The 24,390-nt window shown below is 34.1% G+C and carries 23 protein-coding genes; 20 read left to right on the top strand and 3 right to left on the bottom strand.

Annotated elements, in window-relative coordinates:
• Nucleotides 1–2 precede the first annotated feature (2 nt).
• From recR to cshA, 12 genes are all read left to right on the top strand, one after another.
• Nucleotides 3–599, top strand: coding sequence for a recombination mediator RecR (gene recR, locus HMPREF9171_RS106640; RefSeq protein WP_000966735.1), 597 nt, complete (start codon nucleotides 3–5; stop codon nucleotides 597–599).
• Nucleotides 600–739: 140 nt separating this feature from the next.
• Complete coding sequence (locus HMPREF9171_RS106645; protein WP_000032507.1) at nucleotides 740–1,786, top strand: D-alanine--D-alanine ligase; 1,047 nt, start codon at nucleotides 740–742, stop codon at nucleotides 1,784–1,786.
• A 147-nt stretch (nucleotides 1,787–1,933) separates the two neighbouring features.
• Nucleotides 1,934–3,301, top strand: a complete 1,368-nt coding sequence (locus HMPREF9171_RS106650) for a UDP-N-acetylmuramoyl-tripeptide--D-alanyl-D-alanine ligase (RefSeq protein WP_000777522.1) — start codon at nucleotides 1,934–1,936, stop codon at nucleotides 3,299–3,301.
• Nucleotides 3,302–3,487: 186 nt separating this feature from the next.
• Nucleotides 3,488–4,708 carry an L-lactate MFS transporter gene (locus HMPREF9171_RS106655; protein ID WP_000793490.1) on the top strand — a complete coding sequence of 407 codons (1,221 nt, stop codon included), beginning with the start codon at nucleotides 3,488–3,490 and terminating at the stop codon, nucleotides 4,706–4,708.
• Between the two features lie 128 nt (nucleotides 4,709–4,836).
• Nucleotides 4,837–5,523, top strand: coding sequence for a YwaF family protein (locus HMPREF9171_RS106660; protein ID WP_000569013.1), 687 nt, complete (start codon nucleotides 4,837–4,839; stop codon nucleotides 5,521–5,523).
• A 178-nt stretch (nucleotides 5,524–5,701) separates the two neighbouring features.
• On the top strand, nucleotides 5,702–7,240 hold the full coding sequence (locus HMPREF9171_RS106665; RefSeq protein ID WP_001043081.1) for an LPXTG cell wall anchor domain-containing protein: 1,539 nt from the start codon (nucleotides 5,702–5,704) through the stop codon (nucleotides 7,238–7,240).
• A gap of 176 nt (nucleotides 7,241–7,416) precedes the next feature.
• On the top strand, nucleotides 7,417–8,961 hold the full coding sequence (locus HMPREF9171_RS106670) for a peptide chain release factor 3 (RefSeq protein WP_000174824.1): 1,545 nt from the start codon (nucleotides 7,417–7,419) through the stop codon (nucleotides 8,959–8,961).
• Between the two features lie 85 nt (nucleotides 8,962–9,046).
• Nucleotides 9,047–9,427, top strand: coding sequence for a PH domain-containing protein (locus HMPREF9171_RS106675; protein ID WP_000510899.1), 381 nt, complete (start codon nucleotides 9,047–9,049; stop codon nucleotides 9,425–9,427).
• 208 nt (nucleotides 9,428–9,635) lie between these two features.
• Entirely contained in the window at nucleotides 9,636–10,370 is a 735-nt protein-coding gene (locus HMPREF9171_RS106680) for an ATP-binding cassette domain-containing protein (RefSeq protein WP_000582851.1), read from the top strand.
• Nucleotides 10,363–11,025, top strand: coding sequence for a methionine ABC transporter permease (locus tag HMPREF9171_RS106685; protein WP_000565395.1), 663 nt, complete (start codon nucleotides 10,363–10,365; stop codon nucleotides 11,023–11,025). The genes HMPREF9171_RS106680 and HMPREF9171_RS106685 overlap by 8 nt, the downstream gene beginning before the upstream one ends.
• 15 nt (nucleotides 11,026–11,040) lie before the next feature.
• The gene (locus HMPREF9171_RS106690) at nucleotides 11,041–11,871 is read left to right on the top strand and encodes a MetQ/NlpA family ABC transporter substrate-binding protein (RefSeq protein WP_000735511.1); all 831 of its coding nucleotides are present in this window, start codon (nucleotides 11,041–11,043) and stop codon (nucleotides 11,869–11,871) included.
• 233 nt (nucleotides 11,872–12,104) lie between these two features.
• On the top strand, nucleotides 12,105–13,691 hold the full coding sequence (gene cshA, locus HMPREF9171_RS106695) for a degradosome RNA helicase CshA (RefSeq protein ID WP_000673086.1): 1,587 nt from the start codon (nucleotides 12,105–12,107) through the stop codon (nucleotides 13,689–13,691).
• A gap of 181 nt (nucleotides 13,692–13,872) precedes the next feature.
• Here cshA and HMPREF9171_RS106700 read toward each other — a convergent pair whose 3' ends face one another.
• Entirely contained in the window at nucleotides 13,873–14,139 is a 267-nt protein-coding gene (locus HMPREF9171_RS106700; RefSeq protein WP_000598734.1) for a GIY-YIG nuclease family protein, read from the bottom strand.
• Nucleotides 14,132–14,896, bottom strand: coding sequence for a tRNA1(Val) (adenine(37)-N6)-methyltransferase (locus tag HMPREF9171_RS106705; RefSeq protein WP_000611116.1), 765 nt, complete (start codon nucleotides 14,894–14,896; stop codon nucleotides 14,132–14,134). The genes HMPREF9171_RS106700 and HMPREF9171_RS106705 overlap by 8 nt, the downstream gene beginning before the upstream one ends.
• A 134-nt stretch (nucleotides 14,897–15,030) precedes the next feature.
• Here HMPREF9171_RS106705 and HMPREF9171_RS106710 point away from each other — a divergent pair, with 134 nt between their 5' ends.
• The 5 genes from HMPREF9171_RS106710 (at nucleotide 15,031) to HMPREF9171_RS106730 (ending at nucleotide 20,633) form a co-directional block, all read left to right on the top strand.
• The gene (locus tag HMPREF9171_RS106710; RefSeq protein ID WP_000500220.1) at nucleotides 15,031–15,771 is read left to right on the top strand and encodes a lysophospholipid acyltransferase family protein; all 741 of its coding nucleotides are present in this window, start codon (nucleotides 15,031–15,033) and stop codon (nucleotides 15,769–15,771) included.
• A gap of 97 nt (nucleotides 15,772–15,868) precedes the next feature.
• Nucleotides 15,869–16,522, top strand: coding sequence for a helix-hairpin-helix domain-containing protein (locus HMPREF9171_RS106715; protein WP_000461746.1), 654 nt, complete (start codon nucleotides 15,869–15,871; stop codon nucleotides 16,520–16,522).
• A complete protein-coding gene (locus HMPREF9171_RS106720) occupies nucleotides 16,506–18,743 on the top strand; it encodes a DNA internalization-related competence protein ComEC/Rec2 (protein WP_000939913.1) in 2,238 nt (745 codons plus the stop codon). The genes HMPREF9171_RS106715 and HMPREF9171_RS106720 overlap by 17 nt, the downstream gene beginning before the upstream one ends.
• Nucleotides 18,744–18,868: 125 nt before the next feature.
• Nucleotides 18,869–19,678 carry a Cof-type HAD-IIB family hydrolase gene (locus HMPREF9171_RS106725; RefSeq protein WP_000153219.1) on the top strand — a complete coding sequence of 270 codons (810 nt, stop codon included), beginning with the start codon at nucleotides 18,869–18,871 and terminating at the stop codon, nucleotides 19,676–19,678.
• Nucleotides 19,679–19,688: 10 nt separating this feature from the next.
• Entirely contained in the window at nucleotides 19,689–20,633 is a 945-nt protein-coding gene (locus HMPREF9171_RS106730) for a LacI family DNA-binding transcriptional regulator (protein ID WP_000200832.1), read from the top strand.
• A 58-nt stretch (nucleotides 20,634–20,691) separates the two neighbouring features.
• Here the strand turns inward: HMPREF9171_RS106730 and HMPREF9171_RS106735 are convergent, their stop codons facing one another.
• Nucleotides 20,692–21,681, bottom strand: a complete 990-nt coding sequence (locus tag HMPREF9171_RS106735) for an alpha/beta hydrolase fold domain-containing protein (protein WP_000800987.1) — start codon at nucleotides 21,679–21,681, stop codon at nucleotides 20,692–20,694.
• Between the two features lie 175 nt (nucleotides 21,682–21,856).
• Here HMPREF9171_RS106735 and HMPREF9171_RS106740 point away from each other — a divergent pair, with 175 nt between their 5' ends.
• From HMPREF9171_RS106740 to sodA, 3 genes are all read left to right on the top strand, one after another.
• Nucleotides 21,857–22,585, top strand: a complete 729-nt coding sequence (locus HMPREF9171_RS106740; protein ID WP_000468971.1) for a methyltransferase domain-containing protein — start codon at nucleotides 21,857–21,859, stop codon at nucleotides 22,583–22,585.
• Between the two features lie 53 nt (nucleotides 22,586–22,638).
• The gene (holA, locus tag HMPREF9171_RS106745) at nucleotides 22,639–23,676 is read left to right on the top strand and encodes a DNA polymerase III subunit delta (RefSeq protein ID WP_000560292.1); all 1,038 of its coding nucleotides are present in this window, start codon (nucleotides 22,639–22,641) and stop codon (nucleotides 23,674–23,676) included.
• Nucleotides 23,677–23,755: 79 nt separating this feature from the next.
• A complete protein-coding gene (gene sodA / locus HMPREF9171_RS106750) occupies nucleotides 23,756–24,364 on the top strand; it encodes a superoxide dismutase SodA (protein WP_000974715.1) in 609 nt (202 codons plus the stop codon).
• Nucleotides 24,365–24,390: the final 26 nt, after the last annotated feature.

Genomic DNA, 24,390 nt, shown 5'->3' with positions numbered 1-24,390 from the left:
GAATGCTTTACCCAACACCAATTGCTAAATTGATTGACAGCTTTTCAAAATTACCGGGTATAGGTACTAAAACAGCAACACGTTTAGCTTTTTACACTATTGGTATGAGTGATGAAGATGTTAATGAATTTGCTAAGAATTTATTAGCTGCTAAGCGGGAATTAACCTATTGTTCTGTTTGTGGTAATTTGACTGATGATGATCCTTGCTTAATTTGTACAGATAAGACGCGTGACCAGTCTGTTATCTTGGTTGTTGAAGATAGCAAAGATGTGTCAGCTATGGAAAAAATTCAAGAGTATAATGGTTTGTATCATGTCTTACATGGCTTAATTTCACCTATGAATGGTATTAGCCCTGATGACATTAATTTGAAAAGTTTAATTACTCGATTGATGGATGGTCAGGTGACAGAAGTTATTGTTGCTACCAATGCGACTGCTGATGGTGAAGCTACATCAATGTATATTTCACGAGTCTTAAAACCAGCTGGTATCAAAGTGACACGATTAGCGAGAGGTTTAGCTGTTGGTTCAGATATCGAATATGCAGATGAAGTAACCTTGCTTCGAGCAATCGAAAATCGTACAGAGTTATAATTGTTATAAAGAAAAGGTTGGGAATCTCCTAACTTTTTCTTTTACAATACTAACTTTAAGTGGATTGATTTTTGAAAGTTAAGTTAAAATATGGTATTATTAAAAGGTCAATCTTAGATTAGATAGAAAAGAGAAGAAATATGTCAAAAGAAACATTGATCTTGCTTTACGGTGGTCGCTCTGCGGAACGTGAAGTATCTGTACTGTCTGCAGAAAGCGTCATGCGTGCTATTAATTATGATAAATTTTTTGTTAAAACTTATTTTATCACGCAAGTAGGTCAATTTATTAAAACACAAGAATTTGATGAAATGCCATCTTCAGATGAAAAGTTAATGACAAACCAAACTGTTGATTTAGACAAAATGGTTCGTCCAAGTGATATCTATGATGATGATGCAATTGTTTTCCCCGTTTTACATGGACCAATGGGGGAAGATGGTTCTATCCAAGGATTTTTAGAAGTTTTAAGGATGCCTTATGTTGGGACTAATATTCTATCTTCAAGCGTGGCTATGGATAAAATTACAACAAAACAAGTCCTTGCAACAGTAGGTGTACCTCAGGTTGCATATCAAACTTATTTTGAGGGTGATAATTTGGAACATGCGATTAAACTCTCTTTAGAAACTTTAAGTTTCCCAATTTTTGTAAAACCGGCTAATATGGGGTCATCAGTAGGTATTTCAAAAGCGACAGATGAATCCTCACTTCGCTCTGCAATTGACTTAGCTCTCAAGTATGATAGCCGTATTTTGATTGAACAAGGCGTGACAGCTCGTGAAATTGAAGTAGGTATTTTAGGCAATAATGATGTTAAGACAACTTTTCCTGGCGAAGTCGTTAAAGACGTCGATTTCTATGACTATGACGCCAAATATATTGATAATAAAATTACTATGGATATTCCAGCTAAAGTTGATGAAGCAACTATGGAAGCAATGCGTCAATATGCAAGTAAAGCTTTTAAAGCAATCGGGGCTTGTGGTTTATCACGCTGTGATTTCTTTTTGACGAAAGATGGACAAATCTTCTTAAACGAACTGAATACAATGCCCGGTTTTACTCAGTGGTCAATGTATCCTCTGCTTTGGGAAAATATGGGGCTAACTTATAGTGATTTGATTGAAAAGTTAGTTATGTTAGCTAAAGAAATGTTTGAAAAACGTGAGAGTCATTTAATTTAAAAAAAGTTCAACTAAGTCTTTCTTAGTTGAGCTTTTTCAAATCTATGATATGTTATGAAAGTGTGTTATAATTTAGGAGTATATTCGTTTATAAGGGATAGCATACTATCTACAACATTGTTGCTAAATAATAGAAAAGGAAATGATATGAAGCTTAGTTTGCATGAAGTTGCTAAAGTAGTTGGCGCTAAAAATCAAGTATCAGAGTTTGAAGACGTTCCCCTGGGAAATATTGAATTTGATAGTCGTAATATCAGTGAAGGTGACTTATTTCTTCCCTTAAAAGGAGCAAGAGATGGACATGAGTTTATAGAGATGGCTTTTGATAATGGAGCAATAGCAACCATTTCAGAGAAGGAAATAGAAGGTCATCCTTATCTTTTAGTGTCTGATGCACTTAAAGCATTTCAAGTCTTGGCACAGTATTATATTGAAAAGATGAACGTTGATGTTATTGCAGTAACTGGCTCAAATGGTAAGACAACAACTAAAGATATGATAGCTGCAATCTTATCAACCACATATAAGACTTATAAAACACAAGGAAACTACAATAACGAGATTGGCTTACCCTATACTGTGCTACACATGCCAGAAGATACTGAAAAAATTGTTTTGGAGATGGGACAGGATCATCTTGGAGATATCCATGTGTTATCTGAAATTGCAAAACCACGTATTGCTGTTGTTACTTTGATTGGTGAAGCACACTTAGAATTTTTTGGTAGTCGAGAAAAGATTGCAGAAGGGAAAATGCAAATCACAGATGGTATGAGTTCAGATGGCATATTAATTGCACCGGGAGATCCAATTATTGATCCATATCTTCCAGCAAACCAGATGACTATTCGTTTTGGTCATGACCAAGAATTGCAGGTGACAGAACTCAAAGAAGAAAAACATTCCTTAACTTTTAAAACTAATGCTTTGGAGCACCAATTACGTATACCAGTACCTGGTAAGTACAATGCAACTAATGCGATGGTCGCTGCCTATGTTGGAAAATTATTAGCAGTAGCAGAAGAAGATATAGTGGATGCTCTAGAAAATCTTCAACTAACTCGTAATCGCACCGAATGGAAGAAATCAGCCAATGGAGCAGATATTTTATCAGATGTTTACAATGCTAACCCAACGGCTATGCGATTGATACTAGAAACCTTTTCAGCTATTCCCAATAATGATGGTGGAAAGAAGATTGCTCTTTTAGCTGATATGAAAGAACTGGGAGAACAATCTGTGGATTTACATAATCAAATGATTATGAGTATCAGACCTGACTCTATTGATACTTTGATTTGTTATGGCCAGGATATTGAGGGGTTGGCTCAATTAGCAAGCCAGATGTTCCCAATTGGTAAAGTGTATTTCTTTAAAAAGAATCAAGAAGTAGATCAGTTTGATCAATTGCTTGCAAAAGTAAAAGATACTCTTAAGGAGAAAGATCAAATATTATTAAAAGGTTCTAACTCAATGAATCTTTCTAAAATAGTTGATATTCTTGAAGTAGGATAATAGAGGGGTTAGGGTAACAAGTTACCCTAACTTTTTTGTTTTTTAATCACGAATAATATTCAGTTTTATTGAGGAAAATAGATATGCTAAGCAGAAAACTGGTGATATATTCAGTTTTTTGATAATCTGTTTATTACGAACTATATTTTTAAAAATAAAACTTAAGTTCGTTTTTAGGAGGATTGTTTGAAAAATTTAAATCGTTATGTAGTTGCGGTTTCTGGAGTCGTTTTACATTTAATGCTAGGATCAACTTATGCTTGGAGTGTGTTTCGTAACCCAATCATCTCAGAGACTGGTTGGGATATTTCATCAGTTTCATTCGCTTTTAGTTTGGCTATTTTTTGTCTAGGAATGTCTGCAGCTTTTATGGGACACTTAGTAGAGCGTTTTGGTCCTAGGATAATGGGAATGATTTCTGCTATTTTATATGGAGCAGGGAATGTGTTAACAGGCTTAGGCATTGAAACTCAGCAGTTATGGTTACTGTATGTTGCATACGGTATTTTAGGAGGAATCGGACTTGGTTCAGGTTATATTACTCCAGTATCGACTATTATTAAATGGTTTCCTGATAGGAGGGGACTAGCAACAGGATTCGCTATTATGGGATTTGGCTTTGCTTCTTTAGTAACAAGTCCGCTTGCACAATCCTTAATGATTAGGATTGGTGTAGGTAAAACATTTTATATTTTGGGATTAGTATATTTTTTTGTCATGATGATTGCCTCACAATTTATTAAACAACCACCTCAGGAAAAAATAACTATTTTGACTCACGATGGTAAAAAGAATGCTATGAATTCACAAATTATCACTGGATTAAAAGCAAACGTTGCTATAAAATCAAAAACCTTTTACATCATTTGGTTGACCTTGTTTATTAATATTTCGTGTGGCTTAGGTTTAATATCAGCAGCTTCACCAATGGCACAAGATTTAGCAGGCTATTCCGCAGAATCTGCAGCCTTATTAGTAGGGGTACTAGGGATATTTAACGGTTTTGGACGTCTGTTATGGGCAAGTCTCTCTGACTACATTGGACGCCCGTTGACCTTTATAATATTATTTATTGTGAACTTTATTATGACTTCTAGTTTATTTTTGTCATTCAATGCTATTGTATTTGCAATAGCGATGTCTATTTTAATGACTTGTTATGGTGCAGGTTTTTCCTTATTACCTGCTTATCTAAGTGATATTTTTGGAACAAAGGAATTAGCTACTTTACATGGTTATAGTTTAACAGCATGGGCAATGGCAGGTCTGTTTGGGCCCCTATTGTTATCAAAGACATATTCATGGGGAAATTCCTATCAATTGACATTAATGGTTTTTGGTTTTTTATTTTTATTCGGATTATTGTTATCTCTATATTTAAGAAAATTAACAACTAAAGTTGTGTAGTATATATCTAATTTAAAATTCTTTGGTTTTGCCAAAGAGTTTTTTCTTTGAAAAATAGTTTTGTCTTATAGCAAATAATTTGATATACTAAGTATCTAGTAAAAAAATGATAGAAAGATAATACTAAAATGATAGAATTCTTTTCTAATATCAGAACAGAGATTCCGCAGATGCCTTTACTTATCCATAGTTTGATTTTATCTGTCTTACCTTTTCTGATGTGGCTGACTTTGGTTAATAGAGATAGGCCTTTGTATAAAACTATTTGGAGTATCCTTTTAGGACTTCAGTTAATTACGATTTATACTTGGTTTTTCTGGGCAAAATTGCCTTTATCTGAAAGTCTTCCCCTTTACCATTGTCGAATAGGCATGTTTGTCGTTCTCTTAGCGAGGCCTGGAATATTAAAGGATTATTTCGCATTGTTAGGAGTAGTAGGTGGAGTATTGGCAATGATTCACCCAGACTTTTACCCTTACCAGTTTCTACATGTGACTAATATTTTCTTCTTTATTGGACATTTTGCTTTATTTGTCCTTAGTTTACTACATCTGATGACACAGTCCAATTTGGACAAATTAAATCCAAAATTGATTATACAACTAACGCTTCTCATTAATATGTCTTTGATTTTTATTAACCTCTTGACTGGGGGAAATTATGGCTTTATGATGAAGACACCAATACTAGGAATAACAAATCCCTTTTTAAACCTTTTGATAGTGACAACTCTATTAAGTTTTCTCGTCCTATTTGTTAAACAAATTTTCCAAAAAGTGAGAATGAGAGCTAGTCTTAAAACAGAAGAATCTTAATTATTTTAATATTATTATGTTATCTAGCTATTAAAAAATAAATAGCTGGATAATGTTTTTCATTTTTAGCTATTTTTATGATTGACCGCTAATTATTAATCTGCTAAGATATAGTACGTAATAAAAACTTAACCGGTTAATTATTTTTGAAATATATTTTTTCTGGAGGAAAATAGTAATGAATAAATCATTCAATACCAAATTAGGTTTGGTAACTGTAGCGGTATTATCAGGTATTGTATTAACGTCTCAATTACCTGTGAACGCTAAAGCTGAGACACCAGTAATGGCAGCAAGTGCACAACAAGGTTTCCATTTTGTAGCAACCGTTGTAGATAGTCAGACGCGTGTCTTGCCGGGAAAATTGGTAACTTTGTCAGAGGTGACAAGTGGTCAGCCTAAAATTATTGCAAGTGTGAAAACGAATGATGCCGGACAAGCTATTTTTAATAATCTCCCTATAAAACGTAACCTTAGTGTGTCTGTTGATGGACAAGTAAAAGGATATACTATTCGAACTGACGTAGCAGGCTCTAGTAAAGCAGCTAGTTTTACAGCAACAGGAGTAGGGACAAATGAGCCAACGTATTCAAAAAAAACCATAGACATTACAGTGAGAGACCAAAATGCTGAACCTGTTTCAGGCAGGACAGTTACCTTAAAAACACAAGCTGGTCGTGAGATTGCTAGCTTGGTTTCTGGTGACAATGGATTAACTCGCTTTACTGATCGTTTACTAGATGGAACATTCTACCAATATTTTGTTGATGGGAAAAAAATTGGTGATATTGTACCTGGAGAATCAAGAAGTGCATATGTTAATGTTGCACCTAAAAAAGATTATTTTACCTTTACAGTCACTGCTTTAGATAAAGATGGACTTGTTGTTAAGGGAAAAGAAGTAACGTTGACTGATATTACTGATGGTAAAGCAGTAGCGCTTGCTTCTTTAAAAACGAATGATAATGGACAAGCTATCTTTACCAACCTACCATTATCAAGAAATATCAGTGTTTCAATTGATGGAAAATCAAAGGGCTATACTCTTCGAACTGATGTAGCAGGCTCTCATAAAGCGGCTGCATTCTATGTAGATGGTAAAGGTACCAAAGCACCTCAATTTAGTGCAGAAGCAGCGGTTGTAACTGTTTACGATGCTAATGGAAATACTATAGCAAACCAAGAAGTGACATTAACTAATTCAAATGGGACAATTGTTGCAAAAGGTTTGACTGAAAAAGATGGCAAAGCAAGGTTCGCCAATAAATTAATGGCAGGAACGTTATACAATATTTTTGTAAATGGTATTGAGATGTCTAAAACTGCCCTTGTTGGTAGTGATGTCAGTGTTTTTCTAACAGATAAACAAATTAAGAAAGAAAAACCTGTTACTCCTGATAAATTGGATAAAGAAATGAACCAAGAGAAGGAAAAGGAACTCTTAGATACTCCAAAACCAGTACCACCTACTTCGAAACCAACAGCACCAATTAAAAATAAAAAGGACGATTCTCCTAAGAAGTTCACGAAAAGTCAATCTTCTAGTTTGAAGTCAAGTGTTAAGGCTATAGGTGCTAAGCCAAAAGCTATGACAGCCTTAGCTAAAAAATTGCCTAAAACTGGTGATCAAGCCATTAGTATTTTAACTTTGGTTGGTTTTATTGTAACAGGGTTAGCGATTATGTTAGGCTTCCTTAAAAAATCACGATCAAAATAATTTATTTTAGAAGCTTGGGTCTTTAGACACAGGCTTCTCTTCTTTCTTCGGAAATAGATTGAACTTGAAGAATGTTGTTAAATTCGCTATAATAATAAAGTTATAGACAAGATTATTGTTTCAGTTGAGACTACTGAAAATAATACTAAGAAATGGATAAAAGCTAAGGATTGAATATGACATTACAAGACGAAATCAAAAAACGCCGTACTTTTGCCATCATCTCTCACCCGGATGCTGGTAAGACGACTATTACTGAGCAACTATTATATTTTGGTGGTGAAATTAGAGAAGCAGGGACAGTAAAAGGGAAAAAATCAGGTACTTTTGCAAAGTCCGACTGGATGGATATTGAAAAGCAACGTGGTATCTCTGTTACTTCATCTGTCATGCAATTTGATTACGCGGATAAACGTGTTAATATTTTGGATACACCTGGACATGAGGATTTCTCGGAAGATACATACCGGACCTTAATGGCTGTGGATGCAGCTGTTATGGTTGTAGATTCGGCTAAAGGTATTGAGGCTCAAACTAAAAAACTTTTTGAAGTTGTTAAGCATCGTAATATTCCGGTTTTTACGTTTATTAATAAATTGGACCGTGATGGACGTGAGCCACTGGATTTGCTTGAAGAGTTAGAAGAAGTACTAGGTATTGCTTCTTATCCAATGAATTGGCCAATTGGTATGGGGAAATCATTTGAAGGGCTTTATGATTTACATAATAAACGTTTAGAACTCTATAAGGGAGACGAGCGTTTTGCAAGTATTGAAGACGGCGATCAGCTGTTTGCCAATAATCCATTTTATGAACAAGTCAAAGAAGATATTGAACTTCTTCAAGAAGCAGGTAATGACTTTTCAGAACAAGCTATTCTTGATGGTGACCTAACTCCAGTATTCTTTGGCTCTGCCCTTACGAACTTTGGAGTTCAGACTTTTCTTGATACTTTCTTGGAGTTTGCTCCAGAACCTCATGGTCACAAGACTACAGAAGGTAATGTTATTGACCCCTTAGCTAAAGATTTTTCAGGTTTTGTCTTTAAAATTCAAGCTAACATGGACCCACGTCATCGCGACCGTATTGCTTTTGTTCGTATTGTTTCTGGTGAATTTGAGCGCGGCATGGGAGTTAATTTGACACGTACTGGTAAAGGTGCTAAGCTCTCCAATGTTACTCAATTTATGGCAGAATCACGAGAAAATGTGACGAATGCTGTTGCTGGGGATATTATCGGGGTTTATGATACAGGAACTTATCAAGTTGGGGATACCTTAACGGTTGGGAAAAATAAATTTGAATTTGAACCATTACCAACTTTTACCCCAGAATTATTTATGAAAGTATCAGCAAAAAATGTTATGAAGCAGAAATCATTCCACAAAGGTATTGAGCAATTAGTACAAGAAGGAGCGATTCAGCTTTATAAGAATTATCAGACAGGCGAATACATGCTGGGTGCTGTGGGTCAACTTCAGTTTGAAGTTTTTAAACATCGTATGGAAGGTGAATACAATGCTGAAGTTGTTATGACACCAATGGGTAAAAAGACTGTACGTTGGATTAACTCAGACGATTTAGACGAACGCATGTCCTCAAGCCGAAATATTTTGGCAAAAGATCGTTTTGACCAACCAGTTTTCCTATTTGAAAATGATTTTGCACTTCGCTGGTTTGCTGATAAGTATCCTGATGTGAAGCTTGAAGAAAAAATGTAAAATTTAAAGTCACTCAAATTTGAGTGACTTTTTAAGTTTTTTAGACTAAAATAGTTATAATACATAGAAAAGATTGGAGATTAACATGGGAATTTTTTCGGGATTAATAGGAAATGCTTCACAAATGGATACCGATAAAGTCGAGAATCAGTTATCGGATATTCTGATTCCAGATGAACAGGTTGATTTAGCTTATACTTTAATTCGTGATTTGATTGTTTTTACTAATTATCGTTTAATTTTAGTCGATAAACAGGGGGTGACAGGTAAAAAGGTTTCTTATAATTCTATACCTTATGCTTCTATATCACGTTTTACAGTGGAAACTAGTGGTCATTTTGATTTAGATGCTGAGTTAAAGATTTGGATATCATCAGCAATAGAACCAGCAGAAGTACTTCAGTTTAAGAACGACCGTAACATAGTGAGTATACAGAAAGCTTTGGCGACAGCTGTTTTAAAATAAACAATTTAGCAATGTTGATACTAAGAGTTATTTGTTTTAATTATAACTTTTAATAGTGCTAAATTCTCATTTTCAAAATAAAAGTAGTGATTTTTATCACTGCTTTTATTTTGAAGTATAGTAGGCCTCAAGCATATATTTTGAAAACGCTATATTTTTTTGATAAGATATTTTTTTGATAAGATATTTTTTTGAGGAGTATTAAATAATGATAATAGAATTAAAGAGTGTTGGGAAAATTTTTCCAAAATCACAGTTTAGATTAGATGATATTTCTTTTAATATAGAAGAAGGCGAGATAGTTGGTCTGATTGGTTCTAATGGTACTGGAAAGAGTACTATTTTGAAGATGATTAATGGCTTAATCCCTTATGATAAAGGAAATATTTATTATCAAGGAAAAGAAGTGAAGTCTTTTTCTGATAATAAGTTACGTCAGATGCGTAAAGATATTGCTTATATTTTTCAAAATCATAATTTGTTAGCAGGAGAAAGTGTATATTATCATCTAGCTTTAGTTTATAAATTAAATCATCAAAAAGTAAATCATGACGCAATTAATGATATCTTAGATTTTTTAGGTTTGATGGATTTAAAACAGGTGAAATGCCATAGTTTGAGTGGTGGGCAGCAACAAAAAGTTGCAATCGCTATGGCTGTTTTGCAAAAACCGAAACTTATTCTATGTGATGAGATCAGCTCTGCCTTAGATACTAATAGTGAAAAAGAGATATTTAACTTGTTGTCTGATCTTCGTGAAAAATATGGTATCTCTATCTTGATGATTGCTCATCACCTATCTCTTTTAAAACAATATTGTGATAGTGTAATGATTTTGGATCACCAGACTATTGTAGATACTGTTGTTCCAGTGAAAGCAACTCTGAATCAATTAAAGTCAAACTACGTAGATCAAGTAAAGGAGTTTTTGTTACATGATTGACATTATTGAAAAACATGGCGAAGGTATCTTAAAATCATTTTGGGAAACCAATTTAATGTTAGGGTTAACCTTGATTCTTTGTTTTCTAATTGCTTTTCCAACAGGTATTTTATTGTTTTCATTGAGAAAGTCTTACTTGATTAAACATTCTTTAGCCTATCAACTACTAAATTTATTTTTAGGTACGTTACGGAGTGTCCCTTTCCTTATTTTTATTTTTATCTTAATCCCTCTCAATCGATTAATTTTTGGGACCTCATTTGGAACGATAGCGGCAATCTTACCTCTTACTTTGGTTTCAGTCAGTTTGTATGCACGTTATGTGGAACAAGCTTTATTAAATATACCTCAAGTTGTTGTAGATCGAGCTCTCAGTCTAGGGGCTAACAAGAGACAGATAATTTATTATTTTTTAATCCCCTCCATCAAGATTGACCTTGTTTTATCATTTACTGCAACGGCTATAAGTATTCTTGGCTACTCGACAATAATGGGAGTTATTGGTGCAGGAGGTTTGGGTGAATATGCCTATCGTTTTGGCTATCAAGAGTATGACTACCCAGTTATGTACTTGATTGTTGTCTTATTTATAATATATGTGTTTATCTTACAGAGTTTGGGCTATTTTATAGCAAACCGCTACTCAAGAAAATAAAAGAAAAGAGGAACTATGAAAAAATTACTTTCCCTAACATGTCTAATCATGATGTCTTTATGTTTAGTGGCATGTACTAAGCAAGCAATGTCGTCTAAGCAAATTAAAGATAAGAATAGTAAAGAAAAGGTGATTACTGTTGCAACTTACAGCAAACCTACATCTACCTTTTTAGATTTGGTTAAAGATAATGTAAAAGAAAAAGGATATACTTTAAAGGTTGTCATGGTCTCTGACTATATTCAGGCTAACATTGCTTTAGAAAACAAAGAACATGATGCTAACCTTTTACAACATGAATTTTTCATGAGTATCTTTAATAAGGAAAATGATGGTCATCTAGTGTCAATTACACCAATTTATCATTCATTGGCTGGTTTTTATGGTCAACATTTGAAAAATATTGCCGAGCTTAAAGACGGTGCTAAGGTAGCGATTCCGTCTGATCCTGCCAATATGACTAGAGCTCTGCTATTATTGCAAGAAAAGAAATTTATCACCTTAAAGAATACGTCCAAAAAGACCAAGGCTATCGAAGATATTATTACTAACCCTAAAAAATTACGAATTGAACCTGTAGCATTACTTAACCTCAATCAGGCCTATTTTGAATATGACCTTGTCTTTAATTTCCCTGGATATGTGACAAAAATCAATCTAGTTCCTAAAAGGGATAGATTATTATATGAGAAAAAACCAGATATCCGTTTTGCAGGTGCCTTGGTAGCTCGTGAAGATAATAAAAATAGTGATAAAATAAAAGTACTTAAAGAAGTACTAACAAGTAAAGAGATTCGTCACTATATCACTAAGGAGATTCCAAGTGAAGCAGACGTTGCTTTCTAGATAGATAAACTATGACCCCTCCTTCTTTATAGATGGAGGGTTTTTATTGCCTTTTTCTATTTTCTGAAGCAACTAATAGAACTAGCAATTTATGAAAGCGTGTTATTTATTAGATTGACCTTATTTTATATCTTTTTACTTTTAATTGTGTTACACTAAGTAGGTTGTCAGAAAAGATAACTAATAAAGGTTCATAAGGCAGCTTCGCACTGTCTTTTAGAAAAGAGAAACATTTGAAATTTACAGAACTTAACTTATCGCAAGATATTCTTTCAGCGGTAGAAAAAGCAGGCTTTGTAGAGCCATCACCAATCCAAGAAATGACTATCCCACTTGCTCTTGAAGGCAAAGATGTCATTGGTCAAGCGCAGACAGGTACAGGAAAAACTGCAGCTTTTGGGTTACCAACTTTAAATAAAATTCATACTGAAGATAATACTATTCAAGCACTTATTATTGCTCCTACACGTGAACTTGCAGTACAATCACAAGAAGAATTGTTCCGTTTTGGACGCGATAAAGGTGTTAAGGTCCGCTCTGTTTATGGTGGGTCAAGTATTGAAAAACAAATCAAGGCATTACGTTCAGGAGCACACGTTGTTGTTGGAACTCCAGGTCGATTACTTGATTTAATTAAACGTAAAGCACTTAAACTTAATCACATCGAAACTCTTATTCTTGATGAAGCAGACGAAATGCTTAACATGGGATTTTTAGAGGACATTGAAGCAATCATTAGTCGTGTACCAGAAGCACGTCAAACTCTTTTATTCTCAGCGACAATGCCTGATCCAATCAAACGTATCGGGGTTAAATTCATGAAAGATCCTGAGCATGTTAAAATTAAAGCAACTGAATTAACTAATGTGAATGTTGATCAGTATTATGTTCGCGTTAAGGAAAATGAAAAATTCGATACTATGACACGTTTGATGGACGTTGATCAACCAGAATTGTCAATTGTCTTTGGACGTACGAAACGTCGTGTAGATGAATTAACTCGTGGTCTAAAATTACGTGGTTTCCGAGCAGAAGGAATTCATGGAGACTTAGATCAAAATAAACGTCTTCGTGTTATCAGAGACTTTAAAAATGACCATATTGATATTCTTGTTGCCACAGATGTTGCTGCGCGTGGTTTAGATATTTCAGGCGTTACACATGTTTACAACTATGATATTCCCCAAGATCCAGAAAGTTATGTTCACCGTATTGGACGTACTGGTCGTGCTGGTAAATCTGGTCAATCTATCACTTTTGTTTCACCAAACGAAATGGGATATTTGACAATTATTGAAAACTTAACTAAAAAACGTATGACTGGAATGAAGCCTGCTACTGCAAGCGAAGCATTTCAGGCTAAGAAAAAAGTTGCATTGAAACGTATTGCACGTGACTTTGAGGATCAGGAATTAGTTTCTAAATTTGATAAATTTAAAGCCGATGCTTTGGAATTAGCAACTCAATACACACCAGAAGAACTTGCTCTTTATGTCTTAAGCTTAACAGTTCAGGATCCAGAATCGTTACCAGAAGTTGAAATCACACGTGAAAAACCATTACCATTTAAACCATCAGGTGGTGGCTTTAAAGGTAAAGGTGGACGAGGTAATGGCCGTGGTGGCGATCGTCGACGCAATGATCGTGGTGATCGTCGTGGAAATCGTGACCGTGATGATCGTGGTGGTCGTCGTGATTTTAAACGTCGTGATGATAAGTTCAAGAAAGATAATCGTCGTCAAGAAAATAAAAAACCTCATAAAAACACTTCAAGTGAAAAACAAACTGGATTTGTTATTCGCAACAAAGGCGATAAATAAGAGGATTACGAAAAGGAGTTGCTGAGCGACTCCTTTTTTATTTTTTAAGATAAAGCGTAGATAGTGATATCCGTAAAATTGCCTTATAACTTTAAGAATGAAGACAAAAGATTAAAGTGAGGTTGAAATTTAAAAGTTAAAGAAGCCAGGACAGGCTCATTGCACTTAGTATATTATCGTATTATTGTTCATTTTTATGTTGTTTAATATAAGTCAATTTTGCTTGCCGAGTCTTTAGTTTAAATAATGCTTCTGCCCTCATTGCTTCTTGTTTGCTATTAAAAGCTTCAGAATAAAGAAGTTTTACTGGCAATCTCGCACGAGTATATTTAGCACCTTTTCCGGTATTGTGTGTATTGAGACGGCGCTTGACATCTGTAGTATAACCTGTATAAAGTGTTCCATCTGAACATTCTAAAACATACATATAAGCAGGAACTTTAATCATGAGATTTTCCGTTTTCTCCGAAATATATATCAAAAATAGTCTCAGTATAGTCTCCATTATCTTGATGAACAACAAGAGGAGGAAGTATTATCATACCTTCTGTCGAGCCATCTTTAATAGCTTCAATTAAAAGCATATTAGCATCTTTTCCTAATTTTGGATAAACAAATTGGATACGTTTAGGTGCTAAATTGAACTGACGCATCGTATCAATAATTTCAAGGAAACGGTCTGGACGATGTACCATAGCGATACGTCCTTTTGTTTTTAGAGCATGTTGAGCAATTTGACAAATCTCTCTAAGGTTTGTTGTTATTTCGTGTCTTGCAAGGAGATAATGCGGGCTTAGATTTTTTTTAGAGGTTTCGCTTGCTTTGAAATAAGGTGGATTGCAAAGCATTAAATCAACGTTTGAACGTTGAACATGATCAAGAAGATTTTTTAAATCATCATTAATCATAGTAACCTGTTTTTCCAATTTATTGAGCTTAATCGAACGCTTAGCCATATCCGCAAGGCGCTCTTGTAGTTCGATCTCTATAATTGTCGCACTTGTTTTGGTGCTGGCAAACAAACCGACAGCACCATTACCACTGCATAAGTCAACGATAAGACCACGAGAAGGAAGTTTAGGGAACCGAGACAATAAAACACTATCTATGGAGTAGGAAAAAACTTCTTTGTTTTGGATGATTTTGACATCAGTTGAAAAAAGCTGATCAATGCGTTCATTTTCTTTTAAAATTGTATTTATCATAGGCTTATTATAGCAAAATTACAGCTTCCTAGCACTAGTTTTGAAAGTGTGGAGGTTGATTTTAAGATAATTCTTTCTAAAAAAAAGGAAGCATGATAAAATAGAAGTTACTTGATGAAAGGTAGAGGAGAAACATGTTCTATACTTACTTACGTACTTTAGTTATGTTCTTGATTTGGGTGGCTAATGGTAATGCGCACTATCATAATGAAGATAAAATGTTAAAAGATGATGAAAATTATATTTTAGTAGCTCCACACAGAACATTTTGGGATCCTGTGTACATGGCTTTTGCTGCTAGACCCAAACAGTTTATTTTTATGGCCAAAAAAGAATTATTCACGAATCGTTTGTTTGGTTGGTGGATTAAAATGTGCGGTGCTTTCCCTATTGATCGTGAAAAGCCAGGGCAAGACGCTATTCGATATCCTGTAAAGATGCTGAAAAATAGTAACCGTTCTTTGGTGATGTTTCCGAGTGGAAGCCGCCACTCCAAAGATGTCAAAGGAGGCGTAGCTGTTATTGCAAAAATGGCAAAAGTCAGAATTATGCCAGCAGCATATAGAGGTCCTATGGTTTTTAAAAATCTATTAAAGGGGCATCGTGTTGATATGAATTTTGGTAACCCTATTGATGTTTCTGATATTAAGCGTATGGATGCCGAAGGGATTGCAGAAGTATCTCGTCGTATTCAGGAAGAATTTGATCGTTTAGATAGAGAAAATGAAACTTATGATGATGGTAAGAAATTAAATCCATTGACTTATATTTATCGTCTACCTTTAGCAATTATAGCTATTGTCTTGCTTGTCCTAACTCTAATTTTTAGTTATTTAGCAAGCTTTGTGTGGGATCCACAAAAACATCTAAAATAAGTGTTACATGGAAACTATTTACTTTTTAGTAAATAGTTTTTTGTTTTTAATAGGAAAATCTCTTTAGTTACGAATAAGTAAATGGAGGAATATTTTTATGTTTGAAATAGTATTGGAAAAAATTAAATCGCATAAATGGGAGACAACAGGAATTATTGTAGGACTCTTATTATTTGGAATTTTGGGTTTAAATCATTTTGGCACTCATTATAAAGACGACGATTTAAATATTAATTTAGAGAAAAAAGTATCAACTATAACAGAAAAAAAGGTACCAATGATTAGTCACGTCAAAGATAAAGTATCTAATCAAGTAACGGTTGACGTAAAAGGGGCAGTCAATCATCCAGGTGTTTATAGTTTGCCTTCTCAAAGTCGTGTAACAGATGCGATTAAGCGTGCAGGTGGACTAAGCAATCTCGCTGATAGTAAATCCGTTAATCTAGCACAGAAATTACAAGATGAGACGGTTGTCTATGTTGCTCAAAAAGGTGAAAAAATAACTGTTGTGGAAGAGGAGAAAGCAAATAATATCGCCACTCAGGGAAATAGTAAGGGGAAAATTAATCTTAATAAAGCAGATTTATCAAGTCTTCAGACCATATCAGGCGTTGGAGCTAAAAGAGCTCAAGATATTTTAGATTATCGTGATAGTCAAGGTGGTTTTAAAACTATTGATGACCTCAAAAACGTATCAGGTATTGGTGAGAAAACACTAGAAAAATTACGTCAAGATGTTACAATTGACTAAGTATTTTCCTCTAAAACCTATTTATTTAGCATTGTTGGTCTTCCAAATTTACTTACTAGTGTTTTCTTGGACAATGCTTGGTTGTGCCTTTCTTTTATTTACTTTTATTTTTCTGATTTATCAATATGATCGTGAAACTATTTTTAAAACAATAGCAATAGTAATTTTTTTCTTATTTTATTTTTTATGGCAAAATCACAATATGAATGTCCAATATCAAAGAGTACCGAATCATATTAGCCAGATTGAAGTGCGTATTGATACTATTTCTATCAATGGTGATGTTTTATCATTCCAGGCAGATGCTTCAGGTAACACTTATCAAGCTTTTTACACATTAAAAAATAAAAGTGAGAAAGATTATTTTCAAAATCTTGATAATAATATAATGATCATTGCAGATATCAAACTCGAAGAAGCAGAGGAGAGAAGGCATTTTAATGGCTTTGATTATCGTCAGTATTTAAAAAGACATGGAATTTATCGTATCGCCAAAGTGACAAAGATAAAACAGATACGCTTATCTCAACATAGGTCTTTCTTTGCTCTTATGTCTAAGTGGCGTAGAAGTGCAATTGTTATTAGTCAAACTTTTCCAAATCCTATGCGTCACTATATGTCAGGGCTTTTGTTTGGATATCTAGATAAGACCTTTGATGACATGTCCGATTTATATAGTAGTCTAGGTATTATACATTTATTTGCTTTGTCAGGTATGCAAGTAGGTTTTTTTCTCGGTATTTTTCGTTATATCTGTCTACGTATTGGCTTACGCCTAGACCATGTTTGGTTACTTCAAATACCATTCTCGCTAATTTATGCTGGTTTAACAGGCTTTAGTATCTCAGTTGTTAGGGCACTTATTCAATCTTTATTATCACATAGCGGTGTCAAGAAAGATGAGAACTTTGCTCTCTGCTTGTTAATTTGTCTTATCTCTCTCCCCCACTCACTTTTGACTACGGGAGGAGTTCTTAGCTTTGCTTATGCTTTTATACTTACGATGACCTCCTTTGATCATTTTTCGAGTATAAAAAAACTAGCTATCGAATCTTTGACAGTCTCTGTAGGAATTCTTCCCATACTAACCTACTATTTTTCAGGTTTTCAACCAATATCAATTATATTAACAGCACTTTTATCTTTTGCATTTGATATTATATTTTTGCCTTTATTAACTGTTATATTTGTCTTATCGCCTATCGTTAAATTAAGTTGTATTAATAGTTTGTTTGAAATCCTAGAAGTGTTATTAAAATGGACTGGGCAACTGTTTCCAAGGCCACTTATTTTTGGAAAGCCCAGCCTTTTTCTTTTAATAGTCATGATTATAATTTTGGGATTACTTTATGATTATTATCATTCTAAATGTTTTCGTTATTGCTCCCTTCTTATTATCTTTACCTTGTTTTTTATCACTAAGAATCCAATTACTAACGAGGTTGCGATTTTAGATGTTGGACAGGGAGATAGTATTTTAGTGAGGGATTGGTTAGGAAAAACAATTTTAATTGATACTGGGGGAAGGGTGAGATTTGAACAGCCTGAAGAATGGAAACAAAAAGTAAATCAGTCTAATGCTGAGAGAACGCTCATTCCTTACTTGAAAAGCAGAGGTATTAGCAAGATAGATGATTTAGTGATAACTCATACCGATACAGATCATATGGGGGATATGGAAGTTATCTCAAAGCATTTTAAAGTTGCACGTTTGATTACAAGTTCAGGTTCTTTAACGAATTCGCAGTACGTTAAGCGTTTATCAAAGATAGGAGTAGCTGTAAAATCTATAGAAGCTGGTGATAAACTTTCTGTCATGGGAAGTTATTTACAAGTACTTTACCCATGGCACAAGGGTGATGGAAAAAATAATGATTCAATTGTTTTATATGGACATTTATTAGGAAAAGGTTTCTTATTTACCGGTGATTTGGAGGAAGAGGGAGAAAAGCAGTTATTAGAAGCTTATCCTAATTTATCAGTAGATATCCTTAAAGCAGGACATCATGGTTCTAAGGGATCATCAAGTCTATCCTTTCTGAAAAAGTTGTCTCCTAGTGTGGTGCTAGTGTCAGCTGGTAAAAATAATCGTTACCAGCATCCTCATCAAGAGACTTTACAAAGGTTCCAAAAGATTAAAAGCAAGATTTTCCGAACGGATCAATCAGGTACAATTAGGCTAACAGGATGGTGGAAGTGGCATATTCAGACAGTTCGTTGATTTATTAAAATGATTGCGTATCTGTTAAATACAATCTATTTTTCGCAAGAATTCAGTAATTTTAAGCTTGACATGGAACGGGTTCCAGCATTTATACTGATTTCAGAAGAAGAGAGGTATTTTTTATGACTATCAAACGTATTTTTTGTGACATGGATGGTACACTATTAAATAGTGAAGGACAAGTGAGTAAAAGTAACGCTACCTTAATACGTGAGGCAGCGATTCCAGTAACTTTAGTGTCTGCTAGGGCACCTATGGAAATGAAGGATGCCGTAGATGCACTTCAATTAGGAGGAGTCCAAGTTGCTTTTAATGGAGGATTGATTTATAGAATAGGAGATAATAATCAAGTTCTACCTATTCATACACAAATCATTAAAAAAAGCACAGTAAAACAATTGCTAAGAGGAATACGGTTTCATTTTCCTCAAGTTAGTTTATCTTATTACGATCTTAATAACTGGTATTGTGATAAAATAGATGAAGGAATCCGATACGAACATAGTTTAACTCAACAATGCCCAACGTTTATTCATAATGAGGATCAGTTTTTAGAAGGTCACACAAATACTTTTAAAATTATGATGATTACTTTCGATGAAGCAAATATGCTAGAATTAGAAAAATATCTTCAAAGTTTGGAGTTACCAGAAATCACTATTCAACGTTCAGGTAAAGCGTATCTTGAAATTACACATCTCTTAGCCAAAAAATCTAAAGGAATTGCTTACATCCTTCAAAAAGAGCAGTTAGCTAGAGAAGAAACGGCTGCATTTGGAGATGGACATAATGATTTGCCTATGCTTGAAATGGTAGGTTACCCTATTGTTATGGATAATGCTTTTGATGATATCAAAGCGATAGCATATCAACTAACTAAGTCTAATGATGAAGACGGAGTGGGATATGGGATTCAAAAATTTTTAAAGTAGGAGCCTTATAATGACAAGTATTAGTGATATAGCTAAAAAGGCAGGTGTTGCTAAATCAACAGTTTCCCGTGTTATCAATCATCACCCACATGTTTCTGATGAGACGCGACAAAAAGTAATGGCTCTTATCACCGAATTGGATTATATACCAAATCAACTAGCGCGGGATTTAAGTCGAGGCAAAACACAAAAAATAGGTGTCGTCATTCCCCACACGCGCCATCCTTATTTTACACAATTAATAAATGGCCTATTAGATGCTGCTAAAACTACCGACTATCAACTTGTTATGATGCCTTCGGATTACAACCAAGAATTAGAACTTTCCTACTTGAAACAGCTCAAGATGGAAGCTATTGATGCTTTAATATTCACTTCAAGAGCAATTAGCCTCGATATTATTGAAACTTATGCAAAATATGGACGAATAGTAGTTTGTGAAAAATTGCAGGAATATAATCATCTATCCTCTGCTTACCTTGATCGCTATTCTTCATTTCTAGAGGCATTTTCTGATATGAAGTTACGAGGTTTGGAGCACTTAGTTTTATTATTTTCAAGGAATAATGAATCCTCTGCTACCTATCAATCCGCATTATTAGCTTATCAAGAGGTCTATGGGCAACTATCATCTCCATATATGGTAGTTGGGAATGTTCATGACTTTAATGATGGACTAAATTTATCTTATCAATTGGTAAAAGAAGTTAGTATAGATGGTATATTAGCTACAAGTGATGAAGTTGCGGCAGGGCTAATAAAAGGTTATGAAGAAAGTAGGAAAAAACGTCCCTATATTATTGGTCAGGAATGTTTATTAGTTGGGCAACTTTTGAAACTCCCAACAATTGACCACAAATCCTATTATTTAGGGAAATTAGCTTTTAAACAGGCTTTAGCTGAAAATATTAGTCAAGAAGTTTTATTCTCAGAGTTTTTATCTCAAGACAATTAGTCATTCAAAAGTAATAGAAAAAAGGTTTCCAACTAAACTTGATTGGAAACCTTTTTATTTAATGATTGATAATTTTAAGCATTTGTTTGAAAGCAGTCTCTGCTTCAGCAATCGGTAAGACTGGATAAACGTGGTTCATTTTTTGACCAACGATATAGTGGTGTTTAATGTTTTCTTTTGCTAATTTTTGATGTAATAATTGATTATCGGGGTAGAAAATATCGTGCGTTCCTATAAAAAATGATATTGGAGCCATCTTGTTAAATTGGCTACTGTAAAGAGGACTAACTTGAGGATTTTTAAAATTCTTTTTTCCATTTGCCCAGTAAGGAGCTACTTGTTGTAATTGCCAAGCTTTAAGAAGGGGATCTTTTTTTTGAACTTTTTCAATCTTTGGATTATTAGTAGCAATATCTAACCATGGTGATATTAAAATAATTTCTTTTGGTTGTTTGATATGCTCCGTGACAAGGTTATCAGCAAGACCTAAAGCAAGGCCTCCGCCTGCACTTTCACCTACTAAGATAATCTGTTTGGGAGATGTGACGCTAGCCAATGTATTTTGGTATAATTTTTTAATTTTGGGGATAGCATCACTATAGTTATATGTAGGAGCTTTAGGGTAAATAGGAAAGACAACTTTTGCATCTAATTTTTTAGCTAGTTTATTGACAAAAATATATTGTAATTCAGAAGCTTGATGGATATATGATCCTCCATGAACATAGAAGATAACCTTTTGCTTAGGATTATTTTTATCATTCCAAGTGAATGTTTGCATGCCATCAGTAGCGGTAATTTCTACCTTTTCATTATTTAATGCCTGAGGAATGTCTACAGGAAGAACATTACGTTTAGCTACCTTAGTTAAGTAATTTTGGTATTCTTTAATGGTTTGAGGCTTAATCTGATTTACCACAGGTAGAGTTTTTTCAATAGTATTGCTAGTTAGGGATCTTTTTTCAACAATATGCGTGTAAGCATATGCTCCCATAAAAATGGCAAAAAAGATTAGAAGTAGTACAATAAGTTTTCGATAGTTTTTCATGATTATCCTTTTGTAATTGAGCTCGTCATGCTAAAAATGATTAGTTGTTATTCTATAATAAAGTAGATACGAAAACAAGAAAATAATGCTATAAAATTTCAACCTATTATAATTTTTTGCTGATAGTACGTATGAACCTTTAATTTGCTAAAATAGAAGAGAGGAGAGTGTTATTATGTTTCACAGAGAAGATTTTTCAAAAACATTATTAAAAAAAGCTTTGCAGCCCGGTATGAGAGTTATGGATATTGGTTGTGGTAGTGGGGAATTAACGCGTTTGGCTGCTGATATCGTTGGTAAAGAAGGTGATGTTGTAGGAATTGATATTAATGAGCAACTTTTATGGCAAGCTAGACATGATAATGGCTATGCTAATGTTAGTTATCAAAATGCAGATTTAGCAGCACTTTCCTCCTTTGAAACAAAAAGTTTTGATGCTATTATTGGACGTCGTGTATTAATGTATCAAAAAAATCCAAAGAAAGTAATAGAAAGTTTAACACCTTTGTTAAAGCAAAAAGGTTTTTATGTTTTTCAAGAAAGTGATGCAATGTGTTTAGAACTAGCTAAGCCTAGCTTTGTAAATATGAATAAAATACAATCACTAATCTGGCAAACTGTTGAGAAGGAAGGAGGACACATTCATATTGGAAGTCAACTTGAGCAATTAATGTTAGAAGCAGGCTTAATCGTTGACCATTTTGTATCAGAAAATGTCATTCAAACGTCACAAACTGGTACAGATCTATCTTGGCTACTAAATATCATGAAAGAAAGAATACAAAGATATAGCGACCTTCAGGGGTTAGAAGATGTCAATTTACAAAAAGAATTAGAAGAGAATAATGACCATTTTATACGAGATTGTCAATTTGGAATTATTTCTCATAGAGTTGATGAATGATTTTAAGTATTATTTGACACCTTGAAAAGTTTCCTTATGGTATAATAAGGAATATGATTGCGATTGAAGAAATTGGGAGAATTACCCCAGATAATTTAGGGTTAGTAACTGTTTTAGCAGGAGAAGATTTAGGGCAATATGCTCAGATGAAAGAGAAGCTATTTCAGGTAATTGGATTCAATAAAGACGATTTAGCCTATTCTTATTTTGATTTAAGTGAAGAAGACTATCAAAATGCGGAATTAGACTTAGAAAGTTTACCTTTTTTATCAGACTACAAGGTTGTTATTTTTGATCAGTTTCAAGATATTACGACTGATAAAAAAACTTATTTAGATGAACAAGCAATGAAGCGCTTTGAAGCCTACTTGCAGAATCCTGTAGATACTACGAGACTTGTTATTTGTGCTCCAGGAAAACTTGATGGAAAACGTCGACTTGTAAAGTTATTGAAACGTGATGCTCGTGTTTTAGAGGCTAATACTTTAAAAGAATCAGATTTAAAGACGTATTTTCAAAAATATGCTCACCAAGAAGGATTAGTTTTTGAAGCAGGTGTTTTTGATGAGTTATTGATTAAGTCTAACTATGATTTTAGTGATACTTTAACGAATATCGCTTTCTTAAAGTCATATAAAACAGACGGTCATATTTCGTCCAATGATGTTAGAGAGGCTATCCCTAAAAGCCTGCAAGATAATATATTTGATTTGACTCAAGATGTCTTACTTGGCAGGATAGATTTAGCGCGTGATTTAGTAAGAGATTTACGTCTACAAGGCGAAGACGAAATCAAATTGATTGCAATCATGTTAGGACAGTTTCGGATGTTTTTGCAAGTTAAAATATTGGCTAGTAAAGGAAAGTCAGAGAGTCAAATTGTTTCTGAACTATCCCATTACATAGGACGTAAAATCAACCCTTATCAAGTAAAATTTGCTGTCAGAGATTCTAGAAACCTTCCCCTCGCTTTTTTAAAAGAAGCGATTAGGATTTTAATCGAGACTGACTATGCTATTAAAAGAGGGACTTATGATAAGGATTATCTCTTTGATTTAGCCTTATTAAAAATTGCTCATAAAAAGCCCTAATTAAAGAAACAAAAGAGTTGAAAGCTGTTCCAAATTCCTATAGAATAAGGGTAACAATAGATGAAAAGAGGATTTCGACATGGCAATTATTTTACCAGATTTACCCTATGCATATGATGCGCTTGAGCCACATATTGATGCTGAGACAATGACACTACATCATGATAAGCACCATGCAACTTATGTTGCTAATGCAAATGCTGCTCTTGAGAAACATCCTGAAATTGGAGAAGACTTAGAAGCACTCTTAGCTGATATTTCTCAAATTCCAGAAGATATTCGTCAGGCAGTCATCAATAACGGTGGTGGACATCTTAACCACGCTCTTTTCTGGGAATTGATGTCACCAGAAGAAACTCAAATTTCACAAGACTTATCTGAAGACATTGATGCAACTTTTGGTTCATTTGAAGACTTTAAAGCTGCTTTCACAGCAGCAGCAACAGGACGTTTTGGTTCAGGTTGGGCTTGGCTTGTTGTTAATGCTGAAGGCAAACTTGAAGTGCTTTCAACTGCCAATCAAGATACTCCAATTATGGAAGGTAAGAAGCCTATTTTAGGGCTTGATGTATGGGAGCATGCTTATTACTTAAACTATCGTAATGTTCGTCCTAACTACATCAAAGCTTTCTTTGAAATTATTAACTGGAATAAAGTAAATGAACTTTACCAAGCTGCTAAAGCTTAATAAAAAAACGAGTCGATAGGCTCGTT

The organism is Streptococcus agalactiae ATCC 13813 (assembly GCF_000186445.1).
GTDB lineage: Bacteria > Bacillota > Bacilli > Lactobacillales > Streptococcaceae > Streptococcus > Streptococcus agalactiae.
The sequence above is the reverse complement of the archived record's forward strand: the minus strand, read 5'-3'. Positions and strand labels throughout refer to the sequence as shown.

What these genes read in the sequence shown, in the direction of transcription:
- HMPREF9171_RS106685 (WP_000565395.1), top strand. Translation starts at nt 10,363, where the DNA reads ATGATTGACATTATTGAAAAACATGGCGAAGGTATCTTAAAATCATTT.
- HMPREF9171_RS106675 (WP_000510899.1), top strand. Translation starts at nt 9,047, where the DNA reads ATGGGAATTTTTTCGGGATTAATAGGAAATGCTTCACAAATGGATACC.
- HMPREF9171_RS106700 (WP_000598734.1), bottom strand. Translation starts at nt 14,139, where the DNA reads ATGATTAAAGTTCCTGCTTATATGTATGTTTTAGAATGTTCAGATGGA.
- HMPREF9171_RS106705 (WP_000611116.1), bottom strand. Translation starts at nt 14,896, where the DNA reads ATGATAAATACAATTTTAAAAGAAAATGAACGCATTGATCAGCTTTTT.
- HMPREF9171_RS106680 (WP_000582851.1), top strand. Translation starts at nt 9,636, where the DNA reads ATGATAATAGAATTAAAGAGTGTTGGGAAAATTTTTCCAAAATCACAG.
- HMPREF9171_RS106650 (WP_000777522.1), top strand. Translation starts at nt 1,934, where the DNA reads ATGAAGCTTAGTTTGCATGAAGTTGCTAAAGTAGTTGGCGCTAAAAAT.
- HMPREF9171_RS106720 (WP_000939913.1), top strand. Translation starts at nt 16,506, where the DNA reads ATGTTACAATTGACTAAGTATTTTCCTCTAAAACCTATTTATTTAGCA.
- holA (WP_000560292.1), top strand. Translation starts at nt 22,639, where the DNA reads ATGATTGCGATTGAAGAAATTGGGAGAATTACCCCAGATAATTTAGGG.
- HMPREF9171_RS106665 (WP_001043081.1), top strand. Translation starts at nt 5,702, where the DNA reads ATGAATAAATCATTCAATACCAAATTAGGTTTGGTAACTGTAGCGGTA.
- HMPREF9171_RS106670 (WP_000174824.1), top strand. Translation starts at nt 7,417, where the DNA reads ATGACATTACAAGACGAAATCAAAAAACGCCGTACTTTTGCCATCATC.
- HMPREF9171_RS106690 (WP_000735511.1), top strand. Translation starts at nt 11,041, where the DNA reads ATGAAAAAATTACTTTCCCTAACATGTCTAATCATGATGTCTTTATGT.
- HMPREF9171_RS106710 (WP_000500220.1), top strand. Translation starts at nt 15,031, where the DNA reads ATGTTCTATACTTACTTACGTACTTTAGTTATGTTCTTGATTTGGGTG.
- HMPREF9171_RS106715 (WP_000461746.1), top strand. Translation starts at nt 15,869, where the DNA reads ATGTTTGAAATAGTATTGGAAAAAATTAAATCGCATAAATGGGAGACA.
- HMPREF9171_RS106645 (WP_000032507.1), top strand. Translation starts at nt 740, where the DNA reads ATGTCAAAAGAAACATTGATCTTGCTTTACGGTGGTCGCTCTGCGGAA.
- HMPREF9171_RS106740 (WP_000468971.1), top strand. Translation starts at nt 21,857, where the DNA reads ATGTTTCACAGAGAAGATTTTTCAAAAACATTATTAAAAAAAGCTTTG.
- HMPREF9171_RS106660 (WP_000569013.1), top strand. Translation starts at nt 4,837, where the DNA reads ATGATAGAATTCTTTTCTAATATCAGAACAGAGATTCCGCAGATGCCT.
- recR (WP_000966735.1), top strand. Translation starts at nt 3, where the DNA reads ATGCTTTACCCAACACCAATTGCTAAATTGATTGACAGCTTTTCAAAA.
- HMPREF9171_RS106735 (WP_000800987.1), bottom strand. Translation starts at nt 21,681, where the DNA reads ATGAAAAACTATCGAAAACTTATTGTACTACTTCTAATCTTTTTTGCC.
- sodA (WP_000974715.1), top strand. Translation starts at nt 23,756, where the DNA reads ATGGCAATTATTTTACCAGATTTACCCTATGCATATGATGCGCTTGAG.
- HMPREF9171_RS106730 (WP_000200832.1), top strand. Translation starts at nt 19,689, where the DNA reads ATGACAAGTATTAGTGATATAGCTAAAAAGGCAGGTGTTGCTAAATCA.
- HMPREF9171_RS106725 (WP_000153219.1), top strand. Translation starts at nt 18,869, where the DNA reads ATGACTATCAAACGTATTTTTTGTGACATGGATGGTACACTATTAAAT.